The organism is Larkinella soli (assembly GCF_003703975.1).
GTDB classification, from domain to species: domain Bacteria; phylum Bacteroidota; class Bacteroidia; order Cytophagales; family Spirosomataceae; genus Larkinella; species Larkinella soli.
In genome coordinates, this window is sequence record NZ_QTJY01000010.1 from 47,468 (window position 1) to 64,251 (window position 16,784).

Genomic DNA, 16,784 nt, shown 5'->3' on the forward strand with positions numbered 1-16,784 from the left:
GAATCCGTTAACTTTCGCCGAAAATTTGAAAATGACCCTTCAGGAATTCATAAAAGCCGCCCTGGCCGAGGACCTCGGCGACGGTGACCATACCTCTCTTTCCACGATTCCGGCCGACGCCCGCAAGCGCGCCCGGCTGCTGGTCAAACAGGACGGCGTCCTGGCGGGCGTCGAGGTGGGGGAAGCCATCTTCCGCGAAGTCGATCCCGAACTGGAGGTTCACGTCAATATCCGGGACGGGTCGGCCATTCATTACGGAGACATCGTTCTGACCGTCAGCGGGCGGGCGCGGTCCATTCTGCAAGCCGAGCGGCTGGTGCTGAACTGCATGCAGCGCATGAGCGGGATCGCCACCCACACCCGGGCGATGGTGGCCACTCTGGAAGGAACCGGCATTCGGCTGCTCGACACCCGCAAAACCACCCCCAACTTCCGGATCTGTGAAAAAATGGCCGTCAAAATCGGCGGGGCGGTCAACCACCGCTTCGGGCTGTTCGACATGATCCTGATCAAGGACAACCACATCGACTACGCCGGCGGAATCGAAGCCGCCGTCACCAAAGCCGTCGATTACCTGAAAACCACCGGCCGCTCGCTGCCGATCGAGGTCGAGGTCCGGAACCGGAAGGAAGTCGAGGAAGTGCTGCGGATCGGACAGGTGAACCGGATTCTGCTCGATAATTTCCGGCCGGAAGACCTCAGGGAGATGGTGCAGCTGATCGGCAGGCGCTTCGAAACGGAAGCTTCCGGCGGCATCACCGAAACCAACCTGCACGAATACGCCGACACCGGGGTCGATTTCATCTCTTCGGGTGCCCTGACCCATCAGGTGAAAAGCCTCGATATGAGCCTGAAAGCCTATTGATGCCGCCGGGAGACATTTTTTGATGAATTTTGTTAGAACAGCATGGCAACCATTCCATTGACATTAGACGAAGAAATCCGGCAGATCGGCTACATCAGCCGCTCGACGCCGAAAGATAAACAGGTATTGATGGACGAAATCCGGCGGATGAAAGTGGAGAAAAACGCCGTGATTCTGGCCCATTATTACGTCGACGGCGATATTCAGGACCTGGCCGACTACATCGGCGACAGTCTTGGACTTTCCCAGCAGGCCGCGGCCACCGAGGCCGACATGATCGTGTTCTGCGGGGTGCATTTCATGGGCGAAACGGCCAAAATCCTCTCGCCCGACAAAAAGGTGGTCATCCCCGACCTGAACGCCGGCTGCTCCCTGGCCGATTCGGCCCCCGCCGACGAGTTCGCGGCCTTCAAGGCGAAGTATCCGGACCATATCGTAATCAGTTACATCAACTGCTCGGCCGACATCAAGGCCCTTTCCGACATCATCTGCACCTCGTCCAACGCGGTGAAGATCGTCGAGAGCCTGCCGAAGGATCAGAAGATCATCTTCGCGCCCGACGCCAACCTCGGCCGGTTCGTCGCCCGGAAAACCGGCCGCGAGCTGGTGCTGTGGGACGGCGCCTGCATCGTACACATCGACATTTCGCAGGATAAACTGAACGAGCTGCGGAAGAAATACCCGGGCGCCAAATTCATCGCCCACCCCGAGTGTCAGGAACACATCCTGAGCCAGGCCGATTACGTCGGTTCGACCACCGCCCTGCTGAAATACGTGGTGGATCAGCCCGACGAGGTGTTCATCGTCGGGACGGAGGCCGGTATTCTGCACAAGATGAAGCAGGCCGTTCCGAACAAGAAGATCATCCCGGCCCCGGCCAACGAGAACAACACCTGCGCCTGCTCGGAGTGCCCGTACATGAAAATGAATACGCTCGAAAAACTCTACAACGCGATGTATTACGAGAAACCTGAAATCATCGTGCCAGAGGACGTCCGGGTCAAAGCCGAAGCCTCCGTGCTCCGGATGCTGGAAATGAGCAAGAATCTGTAAAGAAACATGCCCCAACCATTTGACTTCCTGGTCATCGGCTCCGGCATCGCCGGCCTGAGCTACGCCACCAAACTGGCAATTCATTACGAAAATGCGGGTCAGGCCGTTTCGATCGGCGTCATTACGAAGGTGCGGGCCGATGAAACCAACACCAAGTACGCCCAGGGCGGCATTGCGGCCGTCTGGTCGGAAGACGATTCGTTCGAGAAACACATCGAGGACACCATGATCGCCGGCGACTTCCTGTGCAACCGGGAAGTCGTCGAGATCGTGGTCCGCGAGGCCCCGGAGCGCATCCGGGAACTGATCGAATACGGAACCCGCTTCGACAAGGAAGACGACGGCGACTACGACCTGGCCCGCGAAGGCGGCCACTCCGACCACCGGATTCTGCACTTCAAGGACATTACCGGGGCCGAAATCGAGCGGGCCCTGCTCGAAAAAGCCCAGTCCCTGAAGTCGATTCAGATTTTCACCCATTATTACGCCGTCGACCTCATCACGCGGCACCACCTCGGGGAAACCGTCCACCGATACGATACCGACAACCGGTGTTTCGGGGCCTACGTGCTCGACACGCAGACCGGGCGCGTGGAAATGTTTCTGGCTAAAACCACCCTGCTCGCCACCGGGGGCATCGGCAACGTCTACCAGAGCACCACGAACCCGACCATCGCCACCGGCGACGGCATTGCGATGGCCTACCGGGCCAAGTCGATCGCCAAGGATATGGAATTTATCCAGTTCCACCCGACGGCGCTCTACGAACCGGGCAAGAAGCCGAGTTTCCTAATCTCGGAAGCCGTCCGGGGCTTCGGGGGGATTCTGCGCAACCTGAAGGGCGAGACGTTCATGGAGCATTACGACGACCGGCTTTCGCTGGCCCCGCGCGACATCGTGGCCCGGGCCATCGACTCCGAGATGAAGAAATCCGGTGACCCGCACGTCTATCTCGACGTGACGCACTGCGATTTCGACAAATTCGTCGAGCACTTCCCGAACATTACTGCCTACTGCCGCGACAACCTCGGCATCGACGTCCGGAAGGACTTCATTCCGGTGGTTCCGGCCCAGCACTACCTCTGCGGGGGCATCAAAGTGAACGAGTGGGGTCAGACCAACATCCACTTCCTGTATGCCGCGGGCGAATGTTCCTGCACGGGCCTGCACGGGGCCAACCGCCTGGCGTCCAACTCCCTGCTCGAAGCCGTGGTGTTCGGACACCGGGCTTATCTGAAAACCGTCGAGAACTTCGAAAAAGCCGTCATTCCCGACAACCTGCCCGAGTGGAACGACGCCGGAACGACCCATCCCGAAGAACTGGTGCTGGTGACGGAGATGCAGCGCGAACTGGAGTCGATCATGTCCAATTACGTCGGGATCGTCCGCTCTCACCGCCGGATGAAGCGGGCGATGGACCGGCTGGAACTGATCTATCTGGAACATGAGGAACTGTACCGCCAGTCGAAGGTGTCGGTTCGGATCTGCGAACTGCGGAACATGATCGAGGTGGCTTACCTGGTCATCAAGGCCGCCATGTCACGTCGGGACAACCGCGGGCTGCATTTTAACCTCGACAACACCCCGGCCCACACCGTGTCGCGGGTCGAAGCCTGAACACCGGCACCCCGCCCGTGTGCGTGGTTTACGCGCTCAGACCTTGCCTTTCAGGTAGCCGATCACCACGTCCAGACCTTTTTTGTAGTGCTGGTTATTGGGGATGACGATGTCGGCTTCTGCTTTGTAGGGTTTGATGAACTGCCGGTAGGTGGGCCGGACGTGGTATTCCCATTGGTACATGATCATTTCGGGAGTCAGCGCCCGCTCCGCCTGATCGCGAATCATCCGGCGTTCGAGCTTTACCCGGTTTCGGGCATTGATGAAGATCTTCAGGTCCAGCTGCCGGGCAATTTCCTGGAAATGAAACACAAAGATGCCCTCGACCACAATGATGGGCGTCGGTTGGTAAACCAGGGTGCGGGGTACGACATTCGGCATGTTGAACGTATATTCCGGCGTCTCGACGGTTTCGCCCTGGTGCAGCCGGCGCAGGTGCTCGCCAAACCGCTGATGGTCGATGGTTTCGGGTAAATCGAAATTCGGAATACCGTTCTCATCGCGGGGAATCTGATCGAGCGTGCGGTAATAGTTGTCCTGGGAAATAAGACTGATCTGATCCGCGGTAAACGCTTCGATCAGCCCCCGCAGAAACGATGTTTTTCCCGAAGCGCTCCCGCCCGTAATCCCGACGATAAATGGTTTATTGGTCATGTTACAAAAATACCCGGTTTCGGTCTACATTCAGCGCACGACCGCGAGTTTTCCGGCCAGCCCCTCCCTGCCGTCGGGGCTGACGGCAAAGATGAAATAAATGCCGGTTTCGGCCGCCCGCCCCCGGTAGTCCCGCAGGTTCCAGGTGGCGGTTCCGCCCTGCGAACGGGTTTCGTAGACGAGCTGCCCGGCGGTGTCCATGATCTTCACGACGGTATTTTCGACCAGCCCCCGGATGCCTACGTTCCCGCCGAAACCGGGTCGTACGGGATTGGGGAAAATCGTGATGCCGCTCAGTTGCCCGGCCGGTTCGGTGGCGCCCCCGCCATAGGATACCAGCCCGTAAGACCCGCCCGGCACACCGGCCGACACGAACACCTCCCCGCTGACGGGGTCGACGGCCACATCGTTGATCCGGTTATCGGGCAGGGGGCTGTTATCGGTCGTAAAGGATTCGAGCAGGGTCGTCCCGTCCGCACTGGTCAGGAAAAGGCCGTTCAGCGTACCGAGCCATTTGCGGTTTCCGCCATCCACGGTAATGGCCGTGACGGATTCTCCGCTCAGCAGCCGACGCCCGCCGGCCACAGGCTGGTACGCATTCACCGATGCCGTAAAAACGGCCGCCGGGTTGTCGAAAACCGCGACCCCGTTGTCCGTACCGACCCAGATCAGGCCGTCGCGGTCCCGGACCAGCGACCGGACGTTGCGATCCGGGAGGTTCCCCTCGCCCGACTGGTCATACAGAAACCGGCTGCGACTGGTGACGGGATCGAACACCAGCAGGCCCCCGCCGTTGGCCCCGCTCAGTGCCATCCATAAAAAGCCGTTGTCGTCGATGACGAGCCGCAGCAGGTCCGGCCGGTCGGTGGAGAACGACTGAATCTGTCCGTTTTTCCGCCGGACATACAGTGCCGGCGGCCCGAAACGGGAGGTGGGGGTGGTGATCCAGAGGTCGCCGTTGCCGTCGGCCGCCAGATCGCTGACCCCGGCCAGCACCCGGTTGACCACCTCGGGCGAATTCTGTCCGTCCAGCGTCCAGATTCCTCCCCCGAAACTGCCGAGAAAAAGCCGCTGGTCGGTCGGGTCGATGGTGGCGGCCACGAAATCGGTGGGCAGGGAGCGATCCAGGACATTCTGCCAGCGCCCGTTTTGAAAAAGATCGAATCCGCGCCGGCGCCCCAGAGCCGTTCGGTTGTCGGTAAACCCGCCCGGCAGGGCAATGACCTGATGGGATTCAGCGGAGGTGCCGAACGCCCGCAGCCGCTGAAAGAGGTCGGAAGCCGGGCCGTCGGGGCTGACGGACTGAACCCCGGCGTTGGAGACGCGGAGCAGGCCGGACAGTGAATCCGCGATCCAGAAGCTGCCGGCGGCCTCGACGATCTCCCTGGGGTTGCCCACCACCGCGTTCTGCAACAGCAGGCCCGAGGCCCGCCGGAGTTCATCCGGGGCCGCGGCCACCCATTCCGTAGGGGTCTGCACCAGCCCGGTGATGGTGGGCAGCGCCTGAACCAGCATCCAGCTGCCGCCCTGCCGCTCGACCACGCCCTGGCTGGGCGCGGCGGCATACAGCCTGTTGTTTACGCCGACCACCGTTCGGATGTCGCCCCCCCGGGGCAGGCCGACGGGCCGCCAGTTGCCGAAAAAAGCCAGGTTGACGGAAGGCGCAAAACGGGCCGCCAGCAGCCCGCGTGAGGTGGCCGCATAGAGGGAGTCGTTGGCAAAGGCGGTTGCATAAACCGTCACGGATGCGCCACCGGGGCCGAGGTTGCGGTAGGTATCCAGAATTTCGGTGCGGGCCACGTCCAGAACGACAATGCCGAAGTCGGTGGCGAGGTAGGCCCGGTCTTCACGCCGGTTCACGTGGTTGATCCGCCGGCTGCCCTGAATCTGGGCCGCGTCCCGTATAAGGGTGATCGTTCTGATGCCGGCCGGTTCGCCGGTTGCCGTAACCGACAGCACATCGAGGGTGCCGCTCCGGTAGCCGATGAGCAGTTGCCGGCGGTCCGGAAAATAGAAAAGCCGGCTAACGCCGGTTTCGGAAAAGTGATCGTCGCGGGTGAGCCGGGTGGCTTCACCGGCCTGGGGATCGAAGGAGAAAAAGCCGTTTTCCGAGGCACAGTAGATACGGTTCTGCACGGCGGCCACCGTCTGGGCGGAGCGGAAACTGGGGTGTGTCCGCCAGGTGCCGATCTGGGCCAGACCGGGAATCGAGAGAAGCAGAAACAACAGGCTCCCGGCGACCGAATTCATCCTTTCACATTGTCCTCATAAACCCATTCCTTGCTGCCGGCGCGGTCGCCGAGCAGGTAGCAGCGACGGCAGCGGGCTTCGTAGCTGTCGGTTTCGCCGAGCAGTACTTTTTCTTTCGACGGTACGAGCCGGTACGAATAGTTGGCGATATCTCCACACACGACACAGATCGCGTGGACTTTCGTCACATATTCCGCGATGGCGAGAAGGTGCGGCATACAGCCGAAGGGGTTGCCCTGAAAATCCATATCCAGCCCCGCCAGAATGACCCGCTTCCCGCTGTTGGCCAGCGTATTGCATACTTCCACAATCTCCCGGTCGTCGAAAAACTGTGCTTCGTCGATGCCCACGACCTCACAGTTGCCGGCCTGCTCCAGAATCTCGCGGGCCGTACCGACCGGCTGCGAGCGGATGGCGGTCGCATTATGGGAGACGATATTCAGTTCATGGTACCGGGTATCGACCAGCGGCTTGAAAATCCGGACGCTGAGCTTGGCGATAATGGCCCGGTTCAGCCGCCGGATCAGTTCTTCGGTTTTCCCGGAAAACATGGACCCACAGATCACTTCGATCCATCCCGTACGGAGGTGGGGCGGTTCGCGACGGCGGTTCGGTTCAATAAACATACAAGGGCATCGTTAATAATAAATGAGTTGTAGAATAAATGAATGATTGAATGAGCTTCGCCATGCTTAACGGGCCGCGCACCACTCAATCACTCTATCCTTCAACATTCAACAATTCCATGGCGCTGGCATTCTTATTGTTGGGGCAAAAAGTGGCTCTAAACGATAATTTTCAAGATGTCTGACCGGATTCTAAGCGAAAACCATATCTTTACAAAGCAAAGATATTTTGACATGTCGAACAAGTTCAACGCGTCCTCTCTTACCGAATATTGCAAATCATATGCCCGAAAAGTGGCCGGTGATTTTTTTTCTTCCCACTCCGTCATTTCCGGAAAAGAACTGCTTTCCCTTAGCCCGATCAGCCAGGTCAATATATTCGTAGTCAGCTCGTTATCAGAGAAATGGCGGGCAGACGCCGAACGCTTTCGCAGCCCTTACTTCGACTACGAACACCCCGAAGTGAAGGAAGCGCTTCAGTTGTTCATGAATACGGTTTCTCAACATATTTCAATGCGTCGGGAACAGTTGGAGCCGCTGCTGATCGACGCGACCAAACGGACACTGATTCTTCTGTTCGATCCCCGTCATTACTTCGACGAAGCCCTGCGGAACCAGCCGGATTTCTCGCTTTCCGCCGAAGCCGCCCATCAGATTACCCGCTACACGCAGATCAATAAATTCGTGCCGATCACCCTGGAGGAACGCATGAAGGGGAAAGATTTCGTCTATGTTAATCAGGCACTGAACTGGCTCGACGAGATTCTGCTGCACCGGGGCCGGGAGCTTGAAAAACCGGACAAATACATTGCCCAGTTTTCGGAGAAAGTGCTGCTCGATCCGGGCGTATTACTGCGCAAGCCTTCCTACGACTTCTCGGTGCCGGCTACCGTCCCGACCACCAATAAATCATTTTTCGACATCGAAGTCGACAACACGGTTACGGCTCCCGTGGCGGTTGCCGTGCCGGCCGCCCCTGCCAACGGGGCGGCCGGTTCGGTCCTGAATGGAAACTCGTCGGCAGAAGCTTCGGACGAGGCTACCGGCGGCCCGCTGTTTCTGACCGACGCCCGGCCCTCCGCCGAACCGTCGGCGCCTTCCATGCAGCCCAGCCAGGCATCGGTGCGGTTCAGTGAAACCACTTCGCTGGACGAACTGCCCGTGACCGACCCGGGAACCGCCGACGCCGAAACACCGCCGGCTCCCGTCACCATCGGCGAAACCTTTTACCGGGCGCCGATCGAAAGCATCAGCAAAAGTATTTCGCTGAACCAGAAGTTCATGTTTATCAACCAGTTGTTCAACGGCAACGCCGTGGCCTACAACGAAGCCATCGATGAACTGAACCAGGCCACCAGCTACGACCAGGCCCGCGACCTGATCTCCTACCGGTATGCCGCCCAGTACCTCTGGGACATGAGCAGCGACGAGGTCGGCATGCTGATCGACATTCTGAAACGGCGGTTTGCCTTATAAGACGCATCCTTCGTTACCGATAACGGACCGGGCGGAAACGTTCGGTTTTTTATTTTGCGTACCCTGTGTCTTCTCCCTCCCCGCTCCGTCTAAAGCCTGAAACACCTGTCGACCTTACGTAGCTTTCGACAGAAAAGTAATCAGGTCTGATTACTTTATTCTATCTTCATGGCGACCATCGAGCTTCTGGACGGGGGTATAAAAATCGAAATGTTCTCGAACGATCATAATCCTCCGCATATTCATGTAAAGTATGCAGAACATAAATGCCTGATTGTGATTCAAACCGGGGAAGTTTATTCAGGCTATCTGCCGCCCCGTAAACTTAAAGTAGCGATGAGGTATCTGGAAGGCAATCGGCAAAGCCTCCTGACACTCTGGAAAACCATGAACAATCAATAAGAACAGGAGGATGACCGAACCCGAAATCATCGAGATTCTGGCCGTGGAGCCGTACCGGATCATTACCCGCTGGTCGAACGGTGAAATTCGCCGGAACGACTATACCGCTCGAATGGATGAATGGAAGCGCAGTTCCAATCCATTGTACAGCCGGCTCTCCGAATGGGAACTATTTAGCCGGGTTACACTGCGGGACGGCGTGCTGAGCTGGCCGGAAATCCGGGTAGAATTTAATCTGGGCGGCCGGCAAAGGTCTGAACCGCTCGAATTTGACTCCATCACCACCTTTCAGGAAAGTGTCCTGATGGCTGATCCGCTCACGGTGTCCGAATCGATTGGAGAGTCTATTTTGAAAGCCCGAAAGGCGGCAAATATTACGCAGGAAGACCTCGCCCGTCGCATCGGCTCCACCAAACAGTACGTATCGAAAGTAGAAAGAAACATGGTTAGCCCAAAAGCCGAAACGCTTCGGCGGATGGCGGCCGCCATGGGTAAACGAATTATTTTGATGTAATTCCCCGTGTCTTCTTCCTCCCCGCGCCGTCTAAAGCCTGAAAGAAAGCCTTTCGACCGGATGGACGGCCCGGCTTTGTGTCTTCCCCTCGATCCGATGCCGTTTGAATTGCCCGCTTTGGCGCCTTGCGCTGCTAACCCTGCTGACCTCTCCGGCATTTTCTCAGGATTACCGCCGGCCGGAAGCCGATCCCGGCCGGATCATTCAGGAGCTGTTTCCGGTCCAGGCAGAAGGCCCTGACTATCAAACCGTCTACGATAATCTCTACCAGCTCTATACCACCCCGCTCGACCTCAACACCGTCACCCGCGACGAACTCTCGGCTACCGGTCTGCTGACCGAACGCCAGCTGAATCGTTTTTTTGAATACCGGTCCGCCCTCGGCGATCTGCTTTCCGTCTATGAACTCCAGTCTGTCCCCGATTTCGATCTGCCCACAATCCGCCGGATGCTGCCCTTCGTGACGGTCGGTACCGGGCAACGACGGTTTTCCCTGCGGAATCCCGCTAACCATTCCCTGACGATTCGAACCGAACGGATTCTGGAACGGCCGAAAGGCTTTCTGCCGACTGAACCGACCCCCAACGGCAGCCTTCCGCAGCGGTATGCCGGTGGGCGCCAGCAGTGCTACCTGCGTTACCGGTACGACCGGCCCCGGGATTATAGCTTCGGCCTCACCCTTGAACAGGATCCCGGCGAACCGCTCCGCTGGCGTCCGGCCACCGGTCAGTTGGGCGTCGACTATCTTTCCGTTCATGCACAGATTCAGAATCGAAGACGCTGGCGGAACATCATCGTCGGGGATTACCAGTTGCAGGTCGGACAGGGACTGGTACTGGGGGCCGGATTTTCGCTGGGCAAGGGGTCCGAGACGGTAGCCGGAGTCCGCCGTCCGACCCTGGGAAGCCGCCCGTATACTTCGCTGAGTGAATACGGCTTTTTCCGGGGTCTGACCGCCACCTATGCGCTCCGTCCGAAGCTGGACATCACGATCCTGATGGCCCAAAACCGACGGGATGCCAACCTTTCGGAGAACGGCCGGGTGTTCACGGCCCTCCAGACTTCCGGCCTGCACCGGACCCCGGCCGAGCAGGCCGACCGGGCCGGCGTGCGGGAGCAAAACGCCGGGCTTCATCTGCACTGGCACGACGGGCAGCGGTTTCAGGCGGGGCTGGTCGTGCTGCAAACGGCCTTCGACAAGACATTCCGGAAACCGGACCGGCCTTACAACCGTTACGAATTTGTCGGAAAACGGAACACGGTCGTCGGGCTGCACGGCGCTTATCTCCGGCGAAACCTGAATACGTTCGGGGAAGCCGCCCGCTCCTCCAGTGGAGGCATCGGGCTGGTTGGCGGGGCCGTTGCCAGCCTCACGAAACGGCTGGATGCCACCCTGCTCGGGCGGTATTACGACCGCCGTTTTCAAAGTTTCTACGCCGGGGCCTTCGGAGAAAACAGCCGTAACAGCAATGAAAAGGGCCTTTATACCGGCCTTCGCTATGTCGTCTACCGGAAGCTGACACTCGGCGCCTTTGCCGATGTCTACCGGTTTCCGTGGCTCAAATACCTCGTCGACCGGCCGTCGCGGGGGTTTGACTACCTCTTTCAGGCTACCTTCACCCCCACCAAACGGCTTACGGTTCAGAGCATTTATCATGAGGAACACAAAGAAAAAAACCTCCCCGCCAAACTCAATAAAGGCGGGGAGGTGACGAAGACGCTTCGTAAACGTTATGCCCTGAGCGCCGAATATACTCCTTCGCGCCGATTGTCGTTTCACACGCGGATGCAATGGGCCGGTTTCCGGCAGGTCGGCAACGTGCCCATGACGGGCCTGGCGCTGGCCCAGGATGTAACCCTGGACCTCGGCCGGATTTCAGTGAGCGGACGGCTGGCCTGGTTCGACAGCGACGCCTACGACAGCCGCCTGTATCTGTATGAACGGGATGTCCCGTCGACGTTTTCCATACCGGCCTACACGGACCGGGGCCTGCGGCATTACGTGCTGGTCCGCTGGAAAACCGGGCCACGGCTGGACCTCTGGCTGCGCTGGGGCCGCACCGATTACTTCAACCGGGAAACCGTCGGGTCGGATCTGGATCAGCTCCCAACTTCCCATAAAACCGAGGCCAGACTTCAGGCGCAGTGGCGATTTTAGTCGTCCTCGCGGAGGTTCGCCTTCTCGACCGTCACCGATTTGGAGCCGACGGCCGACACCCCGAAATAGCCGACGGCCTTTGGTCCGCCGGAATTGCGGTTCAGCACGTTGGTCGGGACGTTGGACGGAGGTGAAGCAAACAGGCCGCCGTTGTTGATCTGACCGCTCAGTTGCTGGAAGAAAAAGAAGGCATCCTCCGTGATGGACAGGACTTCGATCCTCACCCGATCGTTCATTTTATACAGACTGTCGGGGTTGATCGACGTACGGATGGGCTGGATGAACAGCAGGCCGTCGGTGTTGGCACTGCCGTTGAACGAGCCGTCGAGCGAGACGACGATGTTGGTGGTTTTATCCAGCCGTTTGTTGTTCCGGTACGTCCTGATCCAGTAATAGTCGGTCTGATTCGGCAGGTCGGTGGCGTAGAACTCGCCCAGATAGCCGGTTTCGTCCGAGAGCGGGTTGACTTTTTCTTCCCTGAAAACGACCGAGTCGATGGCCGGCACCCGGCGCATTTCGGAAACCGCATAGTATTCCTGCCCTTCGTAGCGAATGCCCAGACCGTATTTCCGGCCGATTTGCCCGAACACTTCACCGGCCTTCGGGGTCCAGACGTAATTACCGTCGTTCTTCAGGTCGACGAACTCGTAGGTCTTGCCCTTATCGTCGGAGACCACCACGGTGGCGCCGGTGGCGGCCGGGGGCTGGGCCGCATCGAAATAGCCCGTCGTCCGGCTGAGCCTGATGGTCTGGGTACCCGGTTCGTTGGTGAGCCAGGCATCGACGGCCAGTTGCGACGGGCCGGTTTTCAGGTTGATGTCGATGGGATCTTCGCAGGCCGCCAGCGTCAGAACAAGCCCGGCCAGCAGCAGCAGGTGGATCAGCGAAAAACCAAATATCTGAATATTTTTCATGTCGAAGGGGCCGGGGGTGGAAGCCCGGCGGGATGGTCTAAAACTTGAAATTGTAGGTAACCGACGGAATAATGCTGGCGAATACCGAGTAGCGGACCGCTTCGGCGACCGGAATCTGCACCTGTTCGCCGTTCATGGTCACCGTCCGTTTGTCTTCGGCCTGCCGGAAGAACACCGAGAACGGGTTTTTGCGGGCGTAGGCGTTATACACCGAGAACACCCAGTTGCTCTCCCACCGGCGGCCCGGCTTTTTCGGATTCTGAAGCGTGGCCGACAGATCGAGCCGGTGATAGGGCGGAATCCGGTAGTTGTTGCGGGAATTCTCGGCGTTGTGCGGTACCAGATAGCCCTGGAAGATGTACCCGTTGGTCGGGAAGGTTCCCGGCGTCCCGCTGCTGAGCGCGAAGGTGGCCGAGAAACTCCATTTCGTGTTCAGGTCGTAGAGCGCCACGGCATTGATCGTATGCCGCTTGTCGAAGCGGGTCGGGAACCAGCGGTTGTTGTTGACGCCGTCGACGAGCCGCTCGGTTTTGGCCAGCGTGTAGCTGAGCCAGCCCGTCAGGTCGCCCTTGTTCTTTTTCAGGAAGAATTCGGCCCCGTAGGCCCGCCCTTTGCCGTTCAGCAGGTCGCCTTCGAGGTATTTGTTCAGCAGCAGGTCGGCCCCGTCGATGTAGTCGATCTGGTTCTGAAGCCATTTGTAATACACCTCCACGGAGGCTTCGAACTCGGTGCCGGTCCGGCCGAAGTTCCGGAAATAGCCGCCCGCCAGCTGGTCGGCGATCTGCGGCCGGATATTGTTGGTCGAGGGCGTCCAGACGTCGAGGGGTGTCGAAGCGGTCGTATTGGAAACCAGGTGAATGTACTGGGCCAGCCGGTTGTAGCTCAGTTTCAGCGAACTCAGGTCGCTTAGCTCATACTTGGCCGAAAACCGGGGCTCCCAGTTGCCGTAGGTTTCGATGTTTTCGTACCGGTCGTAGTCGCGGGTGGCCACCGGGAACCGGCGTTGTCCGGCCGGGACGTTCGACTGGAAGGTGTAGGCTTCGCCCGGTCCGAGGAAACTATAGAGCGAATACCGCAGCCCGTATTGCAGTTGAATCCGCCGGGACACCTGCTGTTCGTTCCCGACATAGAGCGCACTCTCCAGGGCGTATTTGCTTTCCAGCCCGAACGACCGCACCTCGCCGTTGCTGGCCGCCGTGGCTTTTCCCGGCTGGAAATCATAGACGATGGCCTGTCCGCCGAAGGTCAGCGTGTTGTTTTTCAGGAACAGCGTGAAGTCCGGCTTAATACTGTAATTGATGATCCGGGATTTCCAGCGGAAATAGTCCTTGGCTTCTTTCCGCTTCAGGTCGCTGTCGAGCAGGTAATCGTAGTTGCTGTAGAAGGCCGTCGTGTTCAGGAACAGCTTGTTGCTGAACACGTGGTTCCAGCGCAGACTGGTGGTGGTGTTGCCCCAGTTGAACCCGAAATCGGCCCCGAAGACGTCGCGGCCCAGGTAGCCGGAGGCATAAATGGTATTTTTGTCGTTGATGCGGTAGTTGGCCTTGGCCGTCAGGTCGTAAAAGAAGAAGCGGGAGCCTTTGAGGTCACCTTTCAGGAACGGTTTAGCCAGCACGTCGGCGTAGGACCGGCGGCCCGCGATGATGAACGAGCCTTTGCCCCTGAACAGCGGCTGCTCGACGGTCAGGCGGCTGAAGATGGCCCCGATGCCGCCTGAAACGGTGGTGCGCTTCGAGTTACCTTCCTTCATCCGGACGTCCAGAATGGACGAGATGCGCCCGCCGTAGAGGGCAGGGATCCCGCCTTTCACCAGCTTGACGTCCTTGACCGCATCCGGGTTGAACACCGAGAAAAAGCCGAACAGGTGGGAGGAGTTGTACACCGGGGCTTCGTCGAGCAGCACGAGGTTCTGGTCGATATTGCCGCCCCGGACGTTGAAACCGGTGGCGCCCTCCCCGACCGTCGAGACGCCCGGCAGCAGCTGAATGCTCCGGATCACGTCGACCTCGCCGAGCAGGGCCGGTATTTTCTGGATTGTCTTCATCTCGACCCGGTTGACGCTCATTTCGATGTTCTTGACGTTGTCGTCCTCACGTTTGGTCGATACGGTAACCTCTTGGAGATCACGGCCCTCCTGTTGAAGCTCCATGTTCAGGTTCTGGTTCTGGCCGGTCAGATCGACCGTCCGGTTCTGTTTGGCGAAACCGACGTAGGAGAAAACCAGGTTGTAGGTGCCGGCCGGCAGCGTCAGGGCATAAAAACCGTAGGCATTGGTCGTTACGCCGGAGCCGGTTTCCTTGACGAAAACCGAAACGCCGATGAGTCCCTCGCCGTTGGCGGCATCCTTGATGTAGCCGCTGACCGTATATTGGGCTTTGTTTGGGGGAAGACCGGCCGGCGGGGCGGTGTTCTGACTCGTCTGAGCCGTCACGACCGGGGCGGTCCATGAGGCCAGAAGAAAAATAAGTAGGAACTGTTTCATAATCAGGCTGGTGGTACTGGATGATAACTTTTGGTACGTTCTTTTGTTGTACGACAGCAAAGGTCGGCAATGCCCCTATGCCGTAGGACAAAAAAATGACGAACCGTCGGAAACCAGTCCCGAAAGGCACGGCCTGTAGTATGAAACCTACTTTTCCGGGCAGGATGGTGCAAACCCGAAAACATGTAAATCTTTGCCAATAAGCCGCCTGTTTCGGACGTTAAATACCGTGGGCCCCGTTCCGCATTGCCGTATGAAGAGTTTGCTGACGACATTCCTGACCCTGCTGGTGATCTTTCCCCTGCGCGCGCAGACCCTGACGCCCGAGCAGGCCCGCGAAGACGTGCAGTTCCTGAAAAAGAAGCTCGACCGGCTGCATCCGGGCGTCGGCTATTACCTGTCTCAACCGGACTTCGACCGGCTGTATGATTCCCTGAGCAACCGGCTGACGCAACCGGTCGACTACCAGACTTTTTTTCGGGAGGTTACTCCCCTGATCGCCGGGCTGAAAGACGGCCATACCTCGCTGCACCACCGCCGGAACCGGAACAGTAAAAACAACCGGACGCTGCCGTTCTTTCTCCGGCAGGCCGGTGACCGCTATTACATCTCCCACAACCTGTCGGACGACTCGACGCTCGTCCGCGGAACCGAACTCCTCCGCATCGACGGACAGACGGTGGTCGACCTGCACCGGCTTCTGCAGGACACCGACCGCAGCGGCTCCGACGGCGACAACCGCACCGGCCGGCGGTTCCGGAGCCTGGCGAATTTTCCCGGCTACTATACCGACTGGTTCGGCTCGCGGGATTCCGTTCTAATCACCTACCGTCTGCCGGCCGACACGAGCCAGCGCACCCGCTGGCTCCACTGCGAAACCGGCAGCGTGCTCGAAGCCAACCTGAAAAAGCGGTATCGGAAAGAGATCAACAGCAGCCCCAACCTTTCGGTGCGGATGGTCGACAGCCTCGACCGGACGGCGGTTCTCCGCATCTCGACCTTCAGCAGTTCGCCGGTCGATCTGGCGACGGGTAAATTCAGCCGGAGGCTCAAACGGGCCTTCCGGCAGATTCAGGAAAAGGAGGTCCGGAACCTGGTCGTCGATGTGCGGAGCAACGGGGGCGGGGTCGTGGTGAATGCGGCCCGGCTGCTGCAATACTGGATGCCCGGGCCCTTCCGGGTCATGGAGCGTGAAACCATGAAACACGACGTCCGGCAGGCGTTCGTCAAGTGGTACAACCCCTTCTCGTGGGCGGTTTTCCCGATTTTCTACAAACCCGATACGACCGGCGGGTACACCGAACGCTTCACGGCCCGCCCCTACCGGCCCCGAAAAAAATACCGGTACGACGGCAAACTGTATTTTCTCGTCAACGGCGCTTCGTATTCGGCCACGGCCACCGTGCTGGTTCATACCCTCAATGCCGGTCTGGGAACGTTCGTGGGTGAAGCCTGCGGAGGGGCCTACTGGGGGGATTTTGCCGGACAGTTCAAGACCGTCATCCTGCCCAACTCCGGCCTGCGCGTCACTATTCCGTTGAAGCGGCTGGCTCACGCCGTCGATCCGAAAAACGCCAACGGTTTTACCGTGGAGCCGGATTTTCCGATAGAGCGGACTTACGACGACATCCTGGAAGGCCGGGATTACGCCATGCAGTACACCTTCTGGCTCATCAAGCGGGGTAAAGTCGCTTCCCGGGTAGAGAAGAACCTGGTCGGGACGGTGGCGACGCCCTGAGCGTATGGCCCAACAGTTCGGCGGGTTTGGTAGTT

At 59.0% G+C, this 16,784-nt stretch carries 13 protein-coding genes; 8 read left to right on the forward strand and 5 right to left on the reverse strand.

Annotation, left to right across the window (positions count from 1 at the left end):
* Positions 1 to 31: 31 nt before the first annotated feature.
* The 3 genes from nadC (at position 32) to nadB (ending at position 3,535) form a co-directional block, all read left to right on the forward strand.
* Entirely contained in the window at positions 32 to 865 is an 834-nt protein-coding gene (gene nadC / locus DX909_RS17680; protein ID WP_128546535.1) for a carboxylating nicotinate-nucleotide diphosphorylase, read from the forward strand.
* 129 nt (positions 866 to 994) lie between these two features.
* A complete protein-coding gene (gene nadA, locus DX909_RS17685) occupies positions 995 to 1,918 on the forward strand; it encodes a quinolinate synthase NadA (protein WP_374755867.1) in 924 nt (307 codons plus the stop codon).
* 6 nt (positions 1,919 to 1,924) lie between these two features.
* Positions 1,925 to 3,535, forward strand: coding sequence for an L-aspartate oxidase (nadB, locus tag DX909_RS17690; protein WP_128546537.1), 1,611 nt, complete (start codon positions 1,925 to 1,927; stop codon positions 3,533 to 3,535).
* Positions 3,536 to 3,571: 36 nt separating this feature from the next.
* Here nadB and udk read toward each other — a convergent pair whose 3' ends face one another.
* From udk to DX909_RS17705, 3 genes are read right to left on the reverse strand one after another with little or no spacing between them, the layout of a single operon-like run.
* Positions 3,572 to 4,189, reverse strand: a complete 618-nt coding sequence (gene udk, locus DX909_RS17695) for a uridine kinase (protein ID WP_128546538.1) — start codon at positions 4,187 to 4,189, stop codon at positions 3,572 to 3,574.
* Between the two features lie 30 nt (positions 4,190 to 4,219).
* Positions 4,220 to 6,439 (reverse strand): type IX secretion system anionic LPS delivery protein PorZ, encoded by a 2,220-nt coding sequence (gene porZ, locus DX909_RS17700; RefSeq protein WP_128546539.1) that lies wholly within the window; start codon positions 6,437 to 6,439, stop codon positions 4,220 to 4,222.
* Entirely contained in the window at positions 6,436 to 7,065 is a 630-nt protein-coding gene (locus DX909_RS17705; RefSeq protein WP_128546540.1) for a thymidine kinase, read from the reverse strand. Before DX909_RS17705 ends, porZ begins: the two co-directional genes overlap by 4 nt.
* Positions 7,066 to 7,299: 234 nt before the next feature.
* Between DX909_RS17705 and DX909_RS17710 the strand changes: the two genes are divergently transcribed.
* The 4 genes from DX909_RS17710 (at position 7,300) to DX909_RS17725 (ending at position 11,615) form a co-directional block, all read left to right on the forward strand.
* Positions 7,300 to 8,541 (forward strand): DUF8457 domain-containing protein, encoded by a 1,242-nt coding sequence (locus DX909_RS17710; RefSeq protein WP_128546541.1) that lies wholly within the window; start codon positions 7,300 to 7,302, stop codon positions 8,539 to 8,541.
* Between the two features lie 168 nt (positions 8,542 to 8,709).
* Entirely contained in the window at positions 8,710 to 8,943 is a 234-nt protein-coding gene (locus tag DX909_RS17715; protein ID WP_128546542.1) for a DUF4160 domain-containing protein, read from the forward strand.
* 10 nt (positions 8,944 to 8,953) lie between these two features.
* The gene (locus tag DX909_RS29925; RefSeq protein ID WP_229311096.1) at positions 8,954 to 9,457 is read left to right on the forward strand and encodes a helix-turn-helix domain-containing protein; all 504 of its coding nucleotides are present in this window, start codon (positions 8,954 to 8,956) and stop codon (positions 9,455 to 9,457) included.
* Between the two features lie 103 nt (positions 9,458 to 9,560).
* Complete coding sequence (locus DX909_RS17725) at positions 9,561 to 11,615, forward strand: ComEA family DNA-binding protein (protein WP_229311097.1); 2,055 nt, start codon at positions 9,561 to 9,563, stop codon at positions 11,613 to 11,615.
* Here the strand turns inward: DX909_RS17725 and DX909_RS17730 are convergent.
* Complete coding sequence (locus DX909_RS17730; RefSeq protein WP_128546543.1) at positions 11,612 to 12,529, reverse strand: DUF4249 domain-containing protein; 918 nt, start codon at positions 12,527 to 12,529, stop codon at positions 11,612 to 11,614. The genes DX909_RS17725 and DX909_RS17730 overlap by 4 nt on opposite strands.
* 37 nt (positions 12,530 to 12,566) lie before the next feature.
* Complete coding sequence (locus tag DX909_RS17735) at positions 12,567 to 15,011, reverse strand: TonB-dependent receptor (RefSeq protein ID WP_128546544.1); 2,445 nt, start codon at positions 15,009 to 15,011, stop codon at positions 12,567 to 12,569.
* Between the two features lie 253 nt (positions 15,012 to 15,264).
* On the opposite strand from DX909_RS17735, the gene DX909_RS17740 reads away from it, so the two are divergent.
* Complete coding sequence (locus DX909_RS17740; protein ID WP_128546545.1) at positions 15,265 to 16,749, forward strand: S41 family peptidase; 1,485 nt, start codon at positions 15,265 to 15,267, stop codon at positions 16,747 to 16,749.
* The last annotated feature ends 35 nt before the right edge of the window (positions 16,750 to 16,784 follow it).